19 protein-coding genes are annotated in these 17353 nt (G+C 70.2%); 13 read left to right on the top strand and 6 right to left on the bottom strand.

Translation table 11 applies throughout. The features are described from left to right. The first annotated feature begins 20 nt into the window (after window positions 1-20). Window positions 21-920 (top strand): LysR substrate-binding domain-containing protein, encoded by a 900-nt coding sequence (locus ACFYWI_RS21770; protein WP_389234927.1) that lies wholly within the window; start codon window positions 21-23, stop codon window positions 918-920. On the opposite strand, the gene ACFYWI_RS21775 is transcribed toward ACFYWI_RS21770, so the two are convergent. Further along, on the bottom strand, window positions 912-1379 hold the full coding sequence (locus ACFYWI_RS21775) for a pyridoxamine 5'-phosphate oxidase family protein (protein ID WP_389234930.1): 468 nt from the start codon (window positions 1377-1379) through the stop codon (window positions 912-914). The genes ACFYWI_RS21770 and ACFYWI_RS21775 overlap by 9 nt on opposite strands. A 126-nt stretch (window positions 1380-1505) precedes the next feature. Between ACFYWI_RS21775 and ACFYWI_RS21780 the strand changes: the two genes are divergently transcribed. Then, window positions 1506-2156, top strand: coding sequence for a cysteine hydrolase (locus tag ACFYWI_RS21780; protein WP_389234933.1), 651 nt, complete (start codon window positions 1506-1508; stop codon window positions 2154-2156). A 52-nt stretch (window positions 2157-2208) separates the two neighbouring features. Here ACFYWI_RS21780 and ACFYWI_RS21785 read toward each other — a convergent pair whose 3' ends face one another. Further along, window positions 2209-2664, bottom strand: coding sequence for a Rieske (2Fe-2S) protein (locus ACFYWI_RS21785; RefSeq protein ID WP_389234936.1), 456 nt, complete (start codon window positions 2662-2664; stop codon window positions 2209-2211). Between the two features lie 402 nt (window positions 2665-3066). Here ACFYWI_RS21785 and ACFYWI_RS21790 point away from each other — a divergent pair, with 402 nt between their 5' ends. From ACFYWI_RS21790 to ACFYWI_RS21830, 9 genes are all read left to right on the top strand, one after another. After that, window positions 3067-3711 (top strand): UdgX family uracil-DNA binding protein, encoded by a 645-nt coding sequence (locus tag ACFYWI_RS21790; RefSeq protein WP_389235565.1) that lies wholly within the window; start codon window positions 3067-3069, stop codon window positions 3709-3711. 334 nt (window positions 3712-4045) lie between these two features. After that, window positions 4046-4369 (top strand): plasmid stabilization protein, encoded by a 324-nt coding sequence (locus ACFYWI_RS21795; protein ID WP_389234939.1) that lies wholly within the window; start codon window positions 4046-4048, stop codon window positions 4367-4369. A 1207-nt stretch (window positions 4370-5576) separates the two neighbouring features. Continuing rightward, the gene (locus ACFYWI_RS21800) at window positions 5577-6431 is read left to right on the top strand and encodes a HipA family kinase (protein ID WP_389234942.1); all 855 of its coding nucleotides are present in this window, start codon (window positions 5577-5579) and stop codon (window positions 6429-6431) included. Then, entirely contained in the window at window positions 6428-6811 is a 384-nt protein-coding gene (locus ACFYWI_RS21805) for a DUF3037 domain-containing protein (protein WP_389234945.1), read from the top strand. The genes ACFYWI_RS21800 and ACFYWI_RS21805 overlap by 4 nt, the downstream gene beginning before the upstream one ends. 203 nt (window positions 6812-7014) lie before the next feature. After that, complete coding sequence (fabG, locus tag ACFYWI_RS21810; protein ID WP_389234948.1) at window positions 7015-7776, top strand: 3-oxoacyl-ACP reductase FabG; 762 nt, start codon at window positions 7015-7017, stop codon at window positions 7774-7776. Window positions 7777-7793: 17 nt separating this feature from the next. After that, window positions 7794-8555, top strand: a complete 762-nt coding sequence (locus ACFYWI_RS21815) for an SDR family oxidoreductase (RefSeq protein WP_389234951.1) — start codon at window positions 7794-7796, stop codon at window positions 8553-8555. A gap of 125 nt (window positions 8556-8680) precedes the next feature. Beyond that, window positions 8681-10261 (top strand): ABC transporter substrate-binding protein, encoded by a 1581-nt coding sequence (locus ACFYWI_RS21820; protein ID WP_389234954.1) that lies wholly within the window; start codon window positions 8681-8683, stop codon window positions 10259-10261. A gap of 83 nt (window positions 10262-10344) precedes the next feature. Then, window positions 10345-11028 carry a uracil-DNA glycosylase gene (locus ACFYWI_RS21825; protein WP_389234957.1) on the top strand — a complete coding sequence of 228 codons (684 nt, stop codon included), beginning with the start codon at window positions 10345-10347 and terminating at the stop codon, window positions 11026-11028. A gap of 124 nt (window positions 11029-11152) precedes the next feature. Beyond that, window positions 11153-11626: a hypothetical protein gene (locus tag ACFYWI_RS21830; protein WP_389235568.1), complete on the top strand. Its 474-nt coding sequence runs from the start codon at window positions 11153-11155 to the stop codon at window positions 11624-11626. A 21-nt stretch (window positions 11627-11647) separates the two neighbouring features. Here the strand turns inward: ACFYWI_RS21830 and ACFYWI_RS21835 are convergent, their stop codons facing one another. From ACFYWI_RS21835 to ACFYWI_RS21845, 3 genes are all read right to left on the bottom strand, one after another. Next, window positions 11648-11770, bottom strand: coding sequence for a hypothetical protein (locus tag ACFYWI_RS21835; protein ID WP_389234960.1), 123 nt, complete (start codon window positions 11768-11770; stop codon window positions 11648-11650). Between the two features lie 404 nt (window positions 11771-12174). After that, the gene (locus ACFYWI_RS21840) at window positions 12175-12687 is read right to left on the bottom strand and encodes a DinB family protein (RefSeq protein WP_389234963.1); all 513 of its coding nucleotides are present in this window, start codon (window positions 12685-12687) and stop codon (window positions 12175-12177) included. A gap of 40 nt (window positions 12688-12727) precedes the next feature. Beyond that, window positions 12728-13372 (bottom strand): TetR/AcrR family transcriptional regulator, encoded by a 645-nt coding sequence (locus ACFYWI_RS21845; protein ID WP_389234966.1) that lies wholly within the window; start codon window positions 13370-13372, stop codon window positions 12728-12730. Window positions 13373-13453: 81 nt separating this feature from the next. On the opposite strand from ACFYWI_RS21845, the gene ACFYWI_RS21850 reads away from it, so the two are divergent. Together ACFYWI_RS21850 and ACFYWI_RS21855 are read left to right on the top strand one after the other, a co-directional pair. After that, window positions 13454-14686 (top strand): FAD-dependent monooxygenase, encoded by a 1233-nt coding sequence (locus tag ACFYWI_RS21850; protein WP_389234969.1) that lies wholly within the window; start codon window positions 13454-13456, stop codon window positions 14684-14686. Between the two features lie 11 nt (window positions 14687-14697). Beyond that, on the top strand, window positions 14698-15621 hold the full coding sequence (locus ACFYWI_RS21855) for a Gfo/Idh/MocA family protein (RefSeq protein WP_389235571.1): 924 nt from the start codon (window positions 14698-14700) through the stop codon (window positions 15619-15621). Here the strand turns inward: ACFYWI_RS21855 and lnt are convergent. Then, window positions 15527-17185 (bottom strand): apolipoprotein N-acyltransferase, encoded by a 1659-nt coding sequence (gene lnt, locus ACFYWI_RS21860; protein ID WP_389234972.1) that lies wholly within the window; start codon window positions 17183-17185, stop codon window positions 15527-15529. The genes ACFYWI_RS21855 and lnt overlap by 95 nt on opposite strands. Window positions 17186-17353 lie beyond the last annotated feature (168 nt).

The raw sequence follows: 17353 nt of genomic DNA on the forward strand, positions 1-17353 counted from the left end.
GTTAGCTTAGAGTTGCTTACATGTTGAACCTGGAGCGCCTGCGCACACTCGACGCCCTCGCCCGGCACGGCTCGGTGAGCGCCGCCGCTGAGGGTCTGCATGTCACGACCTCGGCGGTCTCCCAGCAACTGGCCAAGCTGGAGAGGGAGGTCGGCCAGCGGTTGCTGGCCAAGAACGGCCGCGGGGTGCGTCTCACCGACGCCGGCCAACTGCTTGCCGACCACGCCGCGCGCATCCTGTCCCAGGTCGCTCTCGCCCAGTCCGACATCGAGGCACAGCGGGGACAAGTGGTCGGCGAAGTCAGGATCGGGGCATTCCCGACAGCGGCCCGCGGCCTGTTCCCGTCGGCGATCTCCGAACTGCGCCGGGCCCACCCCGATCTGCGCGTCCAGTCACGCGAGCTCGAGCCCGAGCAGGGCATCCGCGACGTCATCAGGGGCGACCTCGACCTCGCGGTGGTGCTCGACTGGAGCAACAAGCGCCTGCCCGTCCCCGGTGGACTCGCCCAGGCGCACCTCCTCGACGACGTGCCCGATGTCGCCATGCCCGAGGACCATCCGCTGGCCGGCCGGGCGGAGGTGGACCTCGAAGAGTTCGCCGACGACGAATGGGTCTCCTGGCCGGAGGGCGAGTTCTGTCATGACTGGCTGGTGTTCACCCTGCGCTCCAAGGGGTTCGAGCCGCGCATCGGGCATCTGGCGGGCGAGCACCACACCCAGCTGGCCCTGATCGCCGCCGGACTCGGTGTCTGCGTCGCACCACGTCTCGGCCGTGGCCCCGTCCCCGACGGCGTCGCACTCGTACCCGTACGCCAGCAGATGCGCCGTCATGTGTACGCGGTGTGGCGCACGGACGCCGACCGCAGGCCGTCCATCAGGGCGGCGGCCCGGGCGCTGCGCACGGCCGCGGGCTCAGAGTAATGACAGCTTCCGGAAGTCCCAGGACGCGACGGACTCGGGGGTCAGCCGCAACCAGGCGTGCCGGCCGTCGTGCGGCATGGTGTCCACGTCGAAGTACTTCCGGGCGAACAGGCGCTCCGGTACGTCCAGTTCGGGGCAGGGGGCGCCGGTGCGCGGGGCCTCGCCGACGAACACGGCCGCTCCGGACAACTCGGCGCCGCGCAGCTCCCCGTACTCCTCGCCGTCGTCGACCACGACGGCGATCCGCGGATCGCGGCGCAGCTGGGCCCAGCGGCGGCTGCGCGTGATGGAGTACAGCCACAGCGCATCGCCGTCCCAGGCGAACCACAGCGCGCCGACGTGCGGCCGGCCGTCAGTGGAGACGGTCGCCACCCGGCAGGTGCGCTGCTCGGTCAGGAAAGCGTCCAACTCGCCGGGCGACATCATGATGCGACGGCCCCGGCGTTGTGTGACGGCCATCTGCGACTCCTCCGGCGACAGCTGACTGATTGTCAGAAATCATGGACGCTCTTCCGCCGTCGCGCAATGGCGGATACTGTCGCGCGCCCGGTCCCGGCCGCAGGACATCCATCTCAGGGGGAGCCTTTGCCGTCCTACGAACAACTCGCGGAGCAGCTCGAGGCGTCCGCCACGGTCCTTCTCACCGTCGAGTGTCAGCAGGGCGTCGTCGGAACGGACAGCGCCCTGCCCGAACTGGCCGATGCGGCCCGGTCCTCGGGAGCCCTGAACAATGTCGCCCGTCTGGTGGCGGCCGCCCACGAAGCAGGCGTCCAGGTGATGCACGCCGTCGCCGAACGGCGGCCCGACGGGCGCGGCGCCAGCCACAATGCCCGGCTGTTCCGGGCCGCCGCCCGGCTTCCGGTGCAGCAGCACAGCGGCTCCACGGCGGTACGTGTCGCACCGCCGATCGAGGTCGCCGACGAGGATCTCGTGGTACGCAGGCTGCACGGGCTCTCGCCCCTCGCCGGTACCGACGTCGACGCCCTGCTGCGCAATCTGGGCTGCCGCACCCTCGTCGTCACCGGCGTCTCGGCGAACGTCGCCGTCCCGAACGCGGTCTTCGACGCGGTCAATCTCGGCTACACGGCGGTCGTCGTGGCGGACGCCATCGCGGGGGTGCCGGCCGACTACACCCCCGCGATGATCCGCAACACGCTGGCACTGGTATCCACGGTCGTCACCAGCGACGAGGTGCTCGCCTGCTGGAAACGGCAGCGCCGGGCCACGCGTGCCTGACCGAGCCCGCGTCACCCCCCGTGCGGCGCGGGCTCGATCGAGCTTCGGATCCCTACGCGAGCTTGATCGATTCGCCCTCGACCGTGATCGCGGCGGGCGGCAGCGGTGAGGTGGCGGGACCCGCCTTCACGCTGCCGTCCGCCACGTCGAACCGGCTGTTGTGGCACGGGCAGTTGATGGTGCCGTCGGCGATGCCCTTGACCGCGCAGCCCCGGTGCGTGCACTTGGACGAGAATGCCTTGAACTCGCCCGCACGCGGCTGCGTGACCACCACAGCGCCGATGACCTTCCCGCCGCCCTCGGGGATGTCGGTGGTCCTGGCCAGCACCGTGCCGGCCGCACCCCCGTCCGCCGTTCCGCCCGTCGGCTGCTGCTGCTGCGACGCGGGCGGGCCCGAGTCGTCCGCGTTGCCGCACGCGCTCAGCGCTCCGGCGAGACCGGCCCCGCCCACCGCGGCGACGACCGTTCGCCGCGCCACGGCCCGGGTGTTCCCCTGCGATCCGGTCATGCTGGCTCCCATCACTGCCGGCCCCTGCTCCGGCCGGTTCATGAGGGTGTACGGGCTGCCGCTGGGCGTTGTTCAAATGATCGAGGATTACTGTGGGGGCAATGCTCTCCGAAGTCACAGCATCCCGCTATGTCACGCCCCCGCGTGAGGGTGGCTCGCTCCCGGGCATCGTCGAGGTCGACGATCTCGGTACGTAGGTCATGAGGCCCCTCGGCCTGGCCTGCGGGGGTGGCCCTGCATCCGGATCCGGGAGCCCCGGAGCGGGTGTGCTGCCCAGCGCGGGGTACCCGGCCGACATGTGGAGCCCTGACCCGACCATGGCCGTACCCAGGCTGGAAACCCTGGGAGGAGGACGTGCCGGAACTGCCGGACATCGAAGGCTGGTACGGCGGGACGCTGGTCATGAGCGGAACCTCTGACGTGGCACCTGACGTGGGGGAGGGGCAGGCGTACGACGCCACGCCGTTCCTTCCCGGTCGGCGCGCGGGCCTGCCCGGGCTGCGGAAGGCGGCCGCCGACTGTCACGGATGCCCGTTGTACCGGGACGCGACGCAGACCGTGTTCGGCGAGGGCGACACGGGGGCGCGCGTACTGCTCCTGGGTGAGCAGCCGGGCGACCAGGAGGATCGGCAGGGCAGACCTTTCGTAGGCCCGGCCGGGAAGGTGCTGGCGCGGGCCCTCGCAGACGCGGGCATCGACCCGGAGCGGTCGTACGTCACCAACGCGGTCAAGCACTTCAAGTTCACCGTCCCGGAAGGCCGCAAGCGCCGTATTCACAAGGCCCCGAACCTGCGCGAGATGACGGCCTGCAGGCCCTGGCTCCTCGCCGAACTGCGGCTCGTGTCCCCCGAGGTGGTCGTGGCGCTCGGCGCGACCGCAGGAAAGGCCCTGCTCGGGTCGGCGTTCCGTGTGACCGAACAGCGCGGAGTCCTGCTGCCCTGGCCCGATCTCGACGAGGACGGTGAAGCCGATACGGGGATCAGGGGGCTGGTGGCGACGATCCACCCGTCCGCCGTGCTGCGTGCCGACGATCGCGAGCCGGTGTAGGAGGGACTGGTCTCCGACTTGCGGCTCGTCGCGGACGTCCTGGCCGGCGCCGGTAAAGGCGGCGCGAAAGGCGGCAGGAGCCGATGACGATTCAGCGCTCCGGCCTGCGGAAAGACAGGCCCGGTCGCGGGGAGCAGGACCGGGGCCTGCAGAGGGTGGCGACCCGGCCCGGTGAGGACCCTGCTCAGCATGTCGCGGTCGCGGTCGGTGTAACCGGAGAGGGATGGGGAACCGGCTTTGCCTACCACCATGTGCGGCCGTGTCCGGGGCCGCGCAGGGTGAGTGGCACATCAGGGTGAGTGGCACATCCCCACATCTGGTTCAAGGAGTGGTCATGCCTCGAGGTTCGAGCCCCAAGCGGGAACGTCAGTACGAGCACATCAAGGAAAGCGCTGAGCAGCGCGGAGAGAGCACGAAGCGGGCCAAGGAGATCGCCTCCCGCACCGTGAACAAGGAACGGGCCCGCTCGGGGGAGTCAAAGACGGCGAGCAAGACGTCGACGCAGGACAAGTCCTCGTCGAAGCGTGGCGGCGAGCGCTCGCACAGCGGGGCGGAAGGCCCCACCTACGACCAGCTGTACCAGGAGGCAAAGAAGCGCAACATCAAGGGCCGCTCCTCGATGAACAAGTCCGAACTGAAGCAGAAGCTCGGTCACTGAACCCGGTCACCGGACCCCGCCACGAAGGGGAGTGCCGGACGTCTCGTGAAAGCATTGATCACCAATTGCACCCTCAAGCCTCCAACACCCACGCCCTGGCGGAGGTCGTCGCCGAGAAACTCGGTGAACTCGGCACCGAGGTCGACTTCGTTCATTCCATTGATCTCGGCATCAAACCCGGCACCTCCGGCGCGGGCGACGGTGACCAGTGGCCCCGGCTGCGGGTGAAGCGCCTCCTGCCGTCGGGGAACAGTCCAATCGGCCCCGGCCACGTCCTGCGGAGGTGTCGAGACAGCCGGGATTCCAGAAGCCAGGACCCCGTTGCTAATCGTCACTGCGGACGATGTTCCATTCCAGCCCGGCGTCCGCAGGGCCTTCCGGCTCCCCCTCCCGTCGCGCGATCGCCGGGCGGCATGTTCGCACCCGTTCTTCAGCGGGAACCCGGTGGCTTATTGGCTCGGTGTGAGTCAGCGTGTCCACGGCGGCTGTCTCCTTGGGATGTGCGCTTCTCAGCAAGGTTGGCCGACGGTTGCTACCACGGCCACCATGCGGTTACCCCTTCGGAGGCCGCTCACTCAAGGCGCAGTAGGGCGGTGTGTGAGGGAGGGGAGCTGTGTGACGCCGGCCGCACATCTGACCTTTCGGCACCCGAACGGAGATGAACATGGATCAGCTCGGAGAAAAGCCGGAACAGGTCCGCAAGCGGCTTGAGGACGAGAAGCGCCAGGCTGAACGGAAGCAGAAGGCCAGGTCTGCCCGCGGCAAGGAGGCGAGGTCTGCAGACTGTCGGAGCCCGGGCGGGCCGAGGGGGACGACAGGGATGAGCCGTAACCCGTGGTTCGGCCGCTTCGCGAACCGGTCACCGACGCCGACCGTGACGCCGCCATGTGCGGCCCGGCCTGGATGGTGAAGGCGCCGTTCCGCAGGCAGTGGCGACTAATGATGCTGCCGCGCCCGGTGCGGGTGGCTCCGTGGGCGAGGTCGGGATTCGCCGGCAGCAACCGGCGTCGGTCGGCCTGCGTGATCCTCGAGGGAACGCGGCCGTGGGCGCCGGTCGTCCAACGTCCGCTGGGCAGCAGGAGAGTGAGGTTCGGAGCCGAAACTCCCCAGATTGTCCCCGGCTCACCCCAGGTTGCGGGGGAGGAGTGGGCTTCGGTCCGCACCGTTGCTCGTGAAGACCGGACGTTGGGCCCGATAGCTTGGGAAAATGCTCACAGAAGTCACCGCGACCCGCTACGTCACACCCTTGCGGGAGGGCGGATCACTGCCTGGAATTGTAGAGGCCGACGATCTCGGTACGTACGTCATGAAGTTCACCGGCGCGGGACAGGGCCGCAAGACCCTGGTCGCCGAGGTCGTCTGCGGGCAGCTCGCCCGCCGGCTCGGGCTGCGGGTGCCGGAGCTGGTCAGCATCCAGCTCGACCCGGTCATCGGACTGTCCGAGCCCGACCAGGAGGTCCAGGAGCTGCTGAAGGCCAGCGGCGGACTGAACCTCGGCATGGACTTCCTGCCGGGCTCGCTGGGTTTCGATCCGCTCGCGTACGAGGTGGATACGGCCGAGGCGGGCAGGGTCGTCTGGTTCGACGCGCTGATCAACAATGTGGACCGCTCCTGGCGCAACCCCAACATGCTGGTGTGGCACGGGGACCTGTGGCTCATCGACCACGGTGCCACGATGATCTGGCACCACAACTGGCCGGGTGCCGCCGCCTCCGCCGCGAAGCCCTTCGACGCCTCCGACCATGCCCTCGCCCGCTTCGGCCCCGACGTCGATGCGGCCGCCGCCGAGCTCGCGCCGCTGGTGACCGAGCAAATGCTGACCGAGGTCGCGGCGGATGTCCCCGACGAGTGGCTGGTGGACGAGCCGGGCTTCGAGTCCACCGATGCCCTGCGCCGGGCCTACGTGGAGGCGCTGCTGCCCCGTGCGGCGACCATCCATGAGCGCATCAGCCTCGGGCCGCGGACCGAGCGCAAGCCGTCGCAGGCTCCGGGCTGGCTGACCGAGCAGGCGACCCCCTGGCCCCACGCGACCAAGCAGAGCACTAAGGACAGCGACCAGTGAGCGACCGTGACGTCTTCGAGTACGCGGTGCTGCGCGTCGTGCCCCGCGTCGAGCGCGGCGAGTTCTTCAACGCGGGTGTGGTGCTCTACTGCCGGGCCAAGGCGTTCGTGGCCGCCCGTACCCATCTGGACGAGGCCAAACTGACGGCGCTCGACCCGCAGGCGGACGTGACCGGGGTACGGGCGGCGCTGCACGCCGTCGAAGGGGTCTGCCGGGGCGGCGAGGACGCCGGCCAGGCGGCGCGCGACGACGCCGGACGGCGCTTCCGCTGGCTTATCGCACCCCGCTCGACGGTGGTCCAGCCGAGCCCGGTCCACACCGGCCTGACAGCGGATCCCGAGGCCGAGGTCGAGCGTCTGCTCGATGTGCTCGTGCGCTGAGAAGGGGCCGTATGCGGTGTGACATGCGCCGGGCAGCCCTGGCGGCGTTGACACCGAGTGCCAGGGCTTCTAGCGTCACGTCTGCCGAAGGTACTAAGCGGTTGCTCAGTGAGCGAGCCGTGAGCGGCCACCGGCAGAGGATTCCACCGTTGCAAGCCAGGGCAACAAGGGCTTCAAGGACTTCAAGGGCGAGGAGAACCAGCATGTCGACCACCGAGCAGCGTGTCGCCATCGTGACCGGGGCGGCGCGGGGCATTGGCGCAGCGACCGCCGTACGGCTGGCGGCGGAGGGCCGCGCCGTGGCCGTACTCGACCTCGACGAGGCGGCCTGCAAGGACACGGTCGAGCAGATCACCGCGGCCGGCGGCAGCGCCCTGGCCGTCGGCTGCGACGTGTCCGACAGTGCCCAGGTGGAGGCGGCGGTGGCGCGGGTCGCGGCCGAGCTCGGCGCGCCGACGATCCTGGTGAACAACGCGGGCGTGCTCCGCGACAACCTGCTGTTCAAGATGAGCGAGTCCGACTGGGACACCGTGATCAACGTCCACCTCAAGGGCGCGTTCCTGATGGCGAAGGCCGTCCAGAAGCACATGGTGGACGCGGGCTTCGGCCGGATCGTGTCGCTCTCCTCGTCCTCCGCGCTCGGCAACCGGGGCCAGGCCAACTACTCCGCGGTCAAGGCCGGTCTGCAGGGCTTCACCAAGACCCTCGCCAAGGAGCTCGGCAAGTTCGGCATCACCGCCAACGCCGTCGCCCCCGGCTTCATCGTCACCGAGATGACGGCCCAGACGGCCGCCCGCGTCGGTATGGGCTTCGAGGACTTCCAGGCCGCCGCCGCCACCCAGATCCCGGTCCAGCGCGTCGGCAGGCCCGAGGACATCGCCAACGCCATCGCCTTCTTCACGGGCGAGGACGCAGGCTTCGTCTCGGGCCAGGTCCTGTACGTGGCCGGCGGCCCGCTCAACTGAATCGGGGTACGACGAACATGACTGCACAGATCGTGGACAGCGGAAAGGTCGCGCTGGTCACGGGCGCGAGCCGCGGCATCGGATACGGCATCGCCGAGGCGCTCGTCGCCCGTGGCGACCGGGTGGTCATCACCGGGCGCGGTGAGGAAGCCCTCAAGGAAGCGGTGGAAAAGCTCGGCGCCGACCGGGTGATCGCTGTCGCGGGCAAGGCCCACGACGAGGCTCACCAGGCCGCCGCGGTCGAGGCCGCGATGGACGCCTTCGGGCGGGTGGACTTCCTGATCAACAACGCCGGGACGAATCCGGTCTTCGGGCCCATCGCCGAGCTCGACCTCGGTGTGGCGCGCAAGGTGTACGAGACGAATGTGATCTCGGCGCTCGGCTTCGCCCAGCAGACCTGGAAGGCATGGCAGAAGGAGAACGGCGGTGCGATCGTGAACATCGCATCGGTCGCCGGCGTCTCCGCCTCGCCCTTCATCGGCGCCTACGGCATGAGCAAGGCGGCCATGGTCAATCTGACCCTCCAGCTCGCGCACGAGATGGCGCCGGGGGTCCGGGTCAATGCGATCGCTCCTGCGGTGATCAAGACCAAGTTCGCCGAGGCCCTGTACGAGGGCCGGGAAGCGGAGGCCGCGGCGGCCTACCCGCTGGGCCGGCTCGGAGTGCCGTCGGACATCGGTGGCGCGGCCGCTTTCCTCACCTCCGACCAGTCGGGCTGGGTCACGGGCCAGACGCTGGTCGTGGATGGCGGTATCTTCCTCAATGCGGGTGTCCACTGACACCACCGGCCCATCTGAGCCGGTTTGTTCCTGAATGATCCAAGTGCCCCGCCGGGCTCATGGCTTGACCCGGTGGGGCGCTGCGGTAAGGTCGGCCGACTCATGGCTGAACGAGGAGCGTGCACGTGTTCAACCGGACCTGTCTGCAGGCCGCTGCAGCCCTAGCGTCCATGTCTCTGCTGGCGGGATGCGGCCTCTTCTCCGACGAGGAAGCCGACCGCGAGCAGAAGATAGCCGTCGGTACGATGAGTGAGCCGACCACTCTCGATCCGGCCGCTGCCTGGGACGGTTCATGGGAGTTGTACCGGAATGTCTTCCAGACGCTGGTGAGTTTCCCGACCGGGAGCACCACTCCGCAGCCGGACGCCGCCGAGGGCTGCCGGTTCACGGACACCAGCAATCAGATATTCGAGTGCAAGCTCCGCGAGGGCCTGACCTTCTCCAACGGCGACAAGCTGGACGCGGCTGCCGTCAAGCACTCCATCGACCGCATCCGGAAGATCGACGTACAGGGTGGCCCCAACGGTCTGCTCGGCTCTCTCGACAAGGTCGACACGACCGGTGACCGCACCATCACGTTCCGCCTGAACAAGCCCGACGCCACGTTCCCGTTCATCCTCGCCACGCCCGCCATGTCGCTCGTCCCGCCGTCGGAGTACCCGGCCGACAAGCTGCGCGAGGACGGCAAGCTCACCGGCTCCGGGCCGTACCTCATGGACTCGTACTCCAAGGGCGAGCGCGCCGAGCTGACGAAGTTCGGCAAGTACAAGGGCTTCGCGAAGGTCCGGAACGATGCGGTCACCATCCGCTACTACCAGGACTCCGACGTCATGATGGGAGCCCTGAAGAAGAAGCAGATCGACGCGATCAACCGCGGTCTGACCGCGGAGGAGGTCGTCGAACTGCAGGAGAAGCGCCCCGAGAACGACCACCTCCAGCTTGTCGAGACGGTCGGCGCCGACATCCGCTACCTCGTCTTCAACCCCAAGGACCCGTTCGCCGGCAAGCTCGCCGTGCGCAGGGCGATCGCCCAGGTCCTCGACCGCGGCGCGCTCGTCAACAAGGTCTACCAGGGCACGGCCGAGCCGCTGTACTCCATGGTCCCCAAGGGCATCGCCGGGCACACCACCGAGTTCTTCGACCGCTTCGGTGAACCCAATGTGACCAAGGCGCGGGAGATCCTCGAGGCGGCGGGCATCACCGGGAAGGTGCCCCTGACCTTCTGGTACACCACCGACCGCTACGGCTCCGCCACCGCTCCGGAGTTCGCCGAGCTCAAGCGGCAGCTGGACGCCTCGGGTCTGTTCAAGATCACCATCCAGGGCAAGCCGTGGCAGGAGTTCCAGGAGGGCTACAAGAAGGGTGACTACCCGGTCTTCGGCCGCGGCTGGTTCCCCGACTTCCCCGACCCGGACAACTTCGTCGCTCCGTTCGTCGGCCCCAAGAACGTGCTGGGCACCCCGTACGAGAGCCCCGTGATCACCGAACAGCTGCTGCCGCAGTCCCGGCGTGAGAGCGACCGCGGCGCGGTCACCTCGCAGTTCGAGCGGGCCCAGAAGATCCTCGCCGACGACGTCCGGCTGCTGCCGGTGTGGCAGGGCAAGCTGTATGTGGCGGCCAGCGAGGAGATCGGCGGCGGCGAGCGCTCGACCGACCCGCAGACGATCATGATGATGTGGGAGCTGTACCGCAAGGCCAGCTGGTAGCCACGATTGTCAGTGGCCGCGGGTAGGTTCTGAGATCTCGGAGACGAGATCTCGGAACTGATCCCTTACCGGAGGTTGTTGACGTGACCGACACCGACATGCTGCCCGAGTCCTGGCGCGGCGTCCTCGGCGAAGAGCTGCAGAAGCCGTACTTCAAGGAGCTCATCGAGTTCGTCGAGAAGGAGCGGGCGAACGGTCCGGTCTACCCTCCCCGGGCCGAGGTCTTCGCCGCCCTCGAGGCCACCCCGTACGACCGGGTGAAGGTGCTCATCCTCGGCCAGGACCCGTATCACGGAGAGGGGCAGGGGCACGGTCTCTGCTTCTCGGTGCGGCCGGGCGTCAAGACCCCGCCCTCCCTGCGCAACATCTACAAGGAGATGCAGGCCGAGCTCGGCCACCCCGTCCCGGACAACGGCTATCTGATGCCGTGGGCCGAGCAGGGCGTCCTGCTGCTCAACGCCGTGCTGACGGTCCGCGCCGGTGAGGCGAACTCCCACAAGGGCAAGGGGTGGGAGAAGGTTACCGATGCGGTGATCCGCGCGCTCGCCTCGCGGCCCGACCCGGCCGTGTTCGTCCTGTGGGGCAACTACGCGCAGAAGAAGCTGCCGCTCATCGACGAGGAGCGGCACGTCGTCGTCAAGGGTGCGCACCCCTCGCCGCTGTCGGCGAAGAAGTTCTTCGGTTCCCGCCCCTTCACCCAGATCAACGAGGCGGTCACGGCGCAGGGCCATGCCCCGATCGACTGGCGGATCCCCGACCTGGGCTGAGCGCATTCGCGCACCCGGCTGACAGGCTCGGGCCCGCGCCCGAGCCTGTCCGGGATTGCCAGGACCGGCGGCTAGCGTCGGACCACGGGGGAGCGCAATCGCCGTTCTGATGTGGGAGGCCGCAGTGATGGAGCAGCAGGAGGCGTCGGAGGACGCCGTCATGACCCGGATCGGGCAAGCGATCATGCTGCTGCACGGCGGGGACCGTGAGGAGGCGCGCAATCGCTTCGCGGTGCTGTGGTCGGAGATCGGCGAGAGCGGGGATCCCCTGCACCGCTGCACCCTGGCCCACTACATGGCCGACACCCAGGACGACCCTGGCGACGAGCTGGCCTGGGATCTACGGGCCCTGTCGGCGGCCGACGGGCTGAGTGAGGAGCGGCTGGCCCGGCACCAGCAGGCGCCCGCGATGCGGGCCTTCTACCCCTCGCTCCATCTCAACCTCGCCGCCGACTATGTGAAGCTGAACCGTCCGGAGACGGCGCGGGTCCATCTGGACCTGGCGCGAACGGCGACGGGCGCCCTGACGGACGACGGATACGCAAGCGGCATCCGGACCGCGATCGACCGGCTGGAGCGCTCGCTGGACGCACCCTGACGCGTCGGGCGCCACCTGACGTCAACCCCCGTAGGCGTCCCGGCAGATCCTGGCCCCGGGGCTGTCCGGCCGCCAGCCGCCGTATCCCTCGCCCAGCGCGCAGACGTCCCGGCCGACGGCCGGCACCGGGGGAACGGAGGGCACGGCGGGCCGGCGTACATCCGGCACCCGTGGGGCCCGCGGCTCGTCGGCAGGCTCATGCGGCGGTGGAGGTGAGGTCGCCGCCCTGCGGGCCGGCGGCGGCGTGGGCGCGGGGGACGGGTCCGGAAGCGCCGCTTCGAGAGCCTCACGAGCCGGGCCCTGCACGATCTGCGGATCCCCCGCCTGCCCCGGCCGCGCGCTGGGTGCCGACGGCGATACGGGACCTGGCCGCGCCTCGACCGACACGCAGCCGGTCGCGGCCCAGGCCGCCGCCATCCCCACCATTACTCTCGCTGTGATCTTTGATCGGTGCACCCGCGTAACTCTGCTGTGTGCCCGGTGCGTTCTTCACCCGGACAGGCCGAGAATGGCCCGCACGGGTGATGCCGGACGTCAGGCGGGCGCGGTCACTCGCCGGTGGCGCCGTCGATCCGCTCGCGCAGGAGGTCCGCGTGGCCGTTGTGACGGGCGTACTCCTCGATCATGTGCGTGATGATCCAGCGCAGACTGAAGGACTTGCCGCTGGAGCTCTTCGCGCCGCTCAGGTCGTCGAGACCGATGTGAGCGACGGCCTCACGGGCCGCGGCGACCTCGGCGCGCCAGGTCTCGTGCGTCTGCGCCCATGTGTTCTCGTCCGTGACGCGGAAGTCCCCGTCCGGGTCCTCCTCGCTGTAGTACAGGGCCGCGATGTCCTGGCCGGTCATGATCTCGCGGAACCAGTAGCGCTCGACGTCCGCGAGATGGCGGACGAGGCCCATCAGCGTGAGCGCGGACGGCGGCACCGATGCCGTCCGCAGCTCCTCGTCGCTCAGGCCGGCGCATTTCAGGATCAGGGTCTCGCGGTGGTACTCCAACCAGCCCTCCAGCATGTCGCGTTCGGCGGCGGTGGTGGACGGCTCGGGGCGATCATCAGTTGTCATGACCGCCATCTTGTGGCACCGCCCCGCCTGCCGCCAGCGCTTATCTTCCCTGTCCGGCTCGTGGGCCGAGCATGCCGCGCAGCAGCTCGTCGAATCCGGTACGCAGTTCGTCGCGGCTGGGGACGGCGGAGTGGTAGGAGCCCACGGCGCAGGAGAACATCAGGCCCTCGCACCACGCGATCAACGACAGTGAGTGGCGCTCCGGTTCGGGTGATCCCGCCGCCGCCATCAGTGCGTTGAGCGGGCCTCGGAACCGGCTGCCGGCCTGGTCGTAGAACGTCCGCAGCTCCGGCCGCCGGCTCGCCTCCAACGCCAGCTCGTAGCGGGCGATGAGGAGTTCGCGGTGGGCGGTCAGGTACCGGTGCAGGGCGAGGGCGAGTCCATCGAGGATGTCGCCCCCGAGATCGCCACGACCGTCGAGACCGCCCCGGCCGTCGAGCGCCGCCGGCAGTTCCTCCACGGCCAGTACGGCCGCCTCGCGCTCGGCCAGCCGCCGCACTGCCGTCTCGAGCAGTGCCTGACGGGTGCGGGCGTGGTTGGACGTCGAGCCCTGCGGAAGCCCGGCCGTCTCGTCGACCGCGCGATGGGTCAGCCCGCGCATCCCGCGCTCGGCGAGGAGCCGCAGTGCGGCATCGGCGATCAGTTCGGCGCGGGGGGTGTCCCCGGCGGTGGTGCGTGCGGTCATGAGCACAACCTATCGCGCGAACTACGGCTGTAGTACGGTGTGGAGGTCACTACAGGTGTAGTTCGACTTCGAGGAGCAGCCATGCCCGCACCACGCGCCGCAGCCCACGCCGTCGTCATCGGCAGCGGAATCGGCGGACTGACCGCCGCGGTAGCCCTGCATCGGAGCGGCTGGCATGTCACCGTCCTGGAACGTGCCCCCTCGCTGGAGCCCGTCGGCGCCGGTATCGCACTCGCCCCCAACGCCCAGCGCGCCCTCGACGTCATCGGCCTCGGCGACGAGATCCGGGGCCTGGCCGCCTGGCAGGGCGACGGCAGCATGCGCACCCCCGGCGGCCGCCGGCTCGCCCTGACCAGCAGTGCCGCCGCGGCCGAACGGTTCGGCGGTCCTTTGGTGCTCGTCCACCGCGCCATCCTCATCGACGCTCTCGCCTCCCGGCTGTCCGCCGGCGCCGTCCGCACAGGCAGCCCGGCCCAGCTCACCGACCCCGGTGTCGCCGACGGTCGCGCGGCCCGCGTCGCCACACCGGACGGCGAGCTCGAGGCAGACCTCGTGGTCGGCGCGGACGGGGTCCACTCAGCAGTACGCCACGCCCTCTTCCCCGGCCATCCCGGCCCGACCTACGCCGGATTCACCACGTGGCGCGTCGTCGTTCCCGCACCCGACAAGCCCTTCGAGCCTCATGAGACCTGGGGCGCCGGACTGCTGTGGGGCACCCAGCCGCTGAAGGACGGCCGGATCTACGCCTATGGGGCCGCCGTCGCGCCCGCCGGGAGTCATGCCGCGGACGACGAGAAGGCCGAACTGCTGCGCCGGTTCGGCGATTGGCACGACCCCATCCCGTCGATCATCGCCGCCGCCGAACCCGACGGGGTGCTGCGCAACGACGTCCACCACATCATCGAACCGCTGCCGGCCTTCCACCGCGGCCGGACCGCGCTGATCGGCGACGCCGCCCACGCCATGGCGCCCACCCTCGGTCAGGGCGGCAATCAGGCAATCGAGGACGCGATCGTCCTTGCTCATCACGCGGCCCCGCGCGGCGACCTCGGCGGCTGCCTCGCCGTGTACGGCGCCGAACGCCTCCCACGCACCTCGGCGATCGTCCGCAAGTCCGCCCGGGTCTCCCGGCTGATGGCGCTGAGCAGCCCCCCGGCCGTCGCCGCACGCAACACCCTGATGTCCGCCGCCTCCCGGCTCGGCCCCGGCCTGGTGCTGCGTACCTTCGACTCCATCGCCGACTGGCGGCCGCCGCAGCGCACGTATGCTGCCGGAGCGAAGGACGCGCACCGGGAACTACCGGCACAGCAATGAGGGAGGCCCCTGTGAAGGTCGGCTGCATCGGGCTCGGCGACATCGCGCAGAAGGCCTATCTGCCCGTCCTCACCACCGTGCCCGGGGCCGAACTGCACCTGCAGACCCGTACACCCGCAACCCTCGCCCGGGTCGCCGATACCCATCACATCCCTGCCGCCCGCCGCCACACCGACCTCGAATCCCTCATCGCCCAGGGCCTGGACGCGGCCTTCGTGCACGCCTCCACCTCTGCCCACCCCGAGATCGTCACCCGGCTCCTCGAGGCGGGCGTCGCCACGTACGTCGACAAGCCCCTCGCCTACGAACTCGCCGATTCCGAGCGGCTGGTGGCGCTGGCCGAGGAGCGGGGCACCAGCCTCGCCGTCGGCTTCAACCGCCGTCTCGCCCCCGGCTACGCCCAGTGCCTGGAGCACCCGCGCGAACTGATCCTGATGCAGAAGAACCGCGTCGGGCTGGCCGAGGACCCGCGCACCCTCGTCCTGGACGACTTCATCCATGTCGTCGACACCCTGCGCTTCCTGCTGCCGGGACCCGTGGAGCACACCGACGTACAGGCACGGATCGTCGACGGCCTGATGCACCATGTCGTGCTCCAGCTCTCCGGGGACGGCTTCACCGCGATCGGGATGATGAACCGGATGAGCGGCTCCACCGAGGAGATCCTCGAAGTGTCCGGACAGGACTCCAAGCGCGAGGTCCGCAATCTCGCCGAGATCGTGGACCACAAGGGCCAGCCGAGCGTCCGGCGGCGCGGGGACTGGGTGCCGGTCGCCCGCCAGCGTGGCATCGAACAGGCGGTGCACGTATTCCTCGACGCCGTACGCGCGGGCAAGCTGCTCAGCGCGCGGGACGCGCTGGAGACCCATCAGCTGTGCGAACGGGTGGTTCAGCGAGCCCTGGAGCACTCCGGGACGGCCCGTCCGGGCGCCTGAGCCGGCGCGCCGCCCCGGTGGCACACAGGCCCGCGAGCACGGCCACCGCGCCGTAGACGGCCCAATCCCCATAGGTGACGTACAGCGTTGTACCGCGTGCCAGCGGGACCTCGTAGACGAGCGCACCGCTGCCGTCCGTGCCCATCCGCTCGCCCACCTGCCGGCCGCCCGGCCCGTACACCGCGCTGACCCCGGTGAGGGTGGCGTGCACCATTGGCCGGCCGCTCTCGGCCGCCCGCAGCGCCGCCAGCGAGGCGTGCTGCTCCGGGGCCCAGCTCCCCTGGAACGACGAGGTCGCCGACTGGGCGATCAGCACCTGTGCGCCGTCCCTGCTCAGCTGCCGGCTCATGTCGGGGAACGCCGACTCGAAGCACACGAGCGGCCCCAGCCGCAGCCCGCGCGGGCCGCCCTCCCGGTCGCCGGGCGGCAGCGTCATCACCACCGGAGTGTCGCCCCGCAACCGGTCCTCGCCCGCCGCCTTGCCCACCGACGTCGCCCAGCCCAGCACGGCACGGGCCGGGATGTACTCGCCGAACGGGATGAGCCGCATCTTGTCGTAGCGGTCCCCGGTCGGGCCCTTCGGACCCACGAGCACGGAACTCTTGTAGATGCCGGCCTGCCCGGACGTGCCCTCGCTCCTGGCGTCCACGTTCACCAGCACCCCGGCACCGACCCTACGGGCGAGTGCCGCGAGCCGCCCCGCGAGATCGGGACGCTGCCGCAGATCCGCGCCCACGCTGCTCTCGCCCCAGACCACCAGATCCGGTTGGCTGCCGCGCAGCCGCCGCGTCAGCTCCTCACCACGGTCGAAGCGCCGCTCGACGCTGTCCATGCCGTCCACGACTCCCGGCTGTACGACCGCGATCCGGACGGTCCCGGCCTCCCGCGGCTGCGGTGCCCACATCCACGCCGATGTCACGGCCAGACCGCACACCACCGTGCCGGCCACCGCGGGAGTCCGCGCCCCGCGCACCGCCACCAGCATCACGCCCGCGGTGTTCACCGTCAGCACGAGGAGGCTCACCAGCCAGACGCCGCCCACCGACGCGAGACGCAGGGCAGGCGTCACCTCCCACTGGCTGGCGCCGAGCAGTCCCCAGGGGCCGCCCAGGCCCTCCCAGGACCGCACAAGTTCGATCATGAGCCAGCCCGAGGGGACCACGGCGAGGGCGGCGGTCGCGCGGGCCGCCGACGGCGTCCCGCCGAGCATCGTCCGCACCAGCACGCCCCATGGCGCCCACATCAGCCCGAGCAGCGCGGCGATCACCAGCAGGAAGACATGCAGGCTCGGCAACAGCCAGTGATGCACCGCGATCACGAACCCGATGCCGCCCAGCCAGCCCTCGACCGCTGCCCGCCGCCCGGTGGGCGCGCTGCGCACCAGCAGCAGCCATGGCATCAGAGCGACGTAGGCGAACCACCACAGCGACGGCTCCGGAAAGGCGAGTGCCGGCAGCGCACCGGCCACGACCGCTGCCGCGCTGCGTGTCCCGGAGGACTCCAGCAGCCGCTCCGACCGCCCGCGCCACCGCTGTCGCGCCGGCCGGCCGACCGGAATCCGCATGCCGCGCCTCCTCGTCCCGCCTCGCAGGGCCGGCCGGGCCGCCCGCCGCCGGCAAGGCCGAAGGACCGCGGGTCAAGAGCAGCCCGAGATCCACGAGCCCGTTCACCACCAGTGTGCGGGAAGGACGCGGCCGGGGACAGGGCGCCTCGCCCGTCCCGCAGTTCGCCG

This window comes from Streptomyces sp. NPDC002889 (assembly GCF_042888425.1).
Lineage (GTDB): Bacteria > Actinomycetota > Actinomycetes > Streptomycetales > Streptomycetaceae > Streptomyces.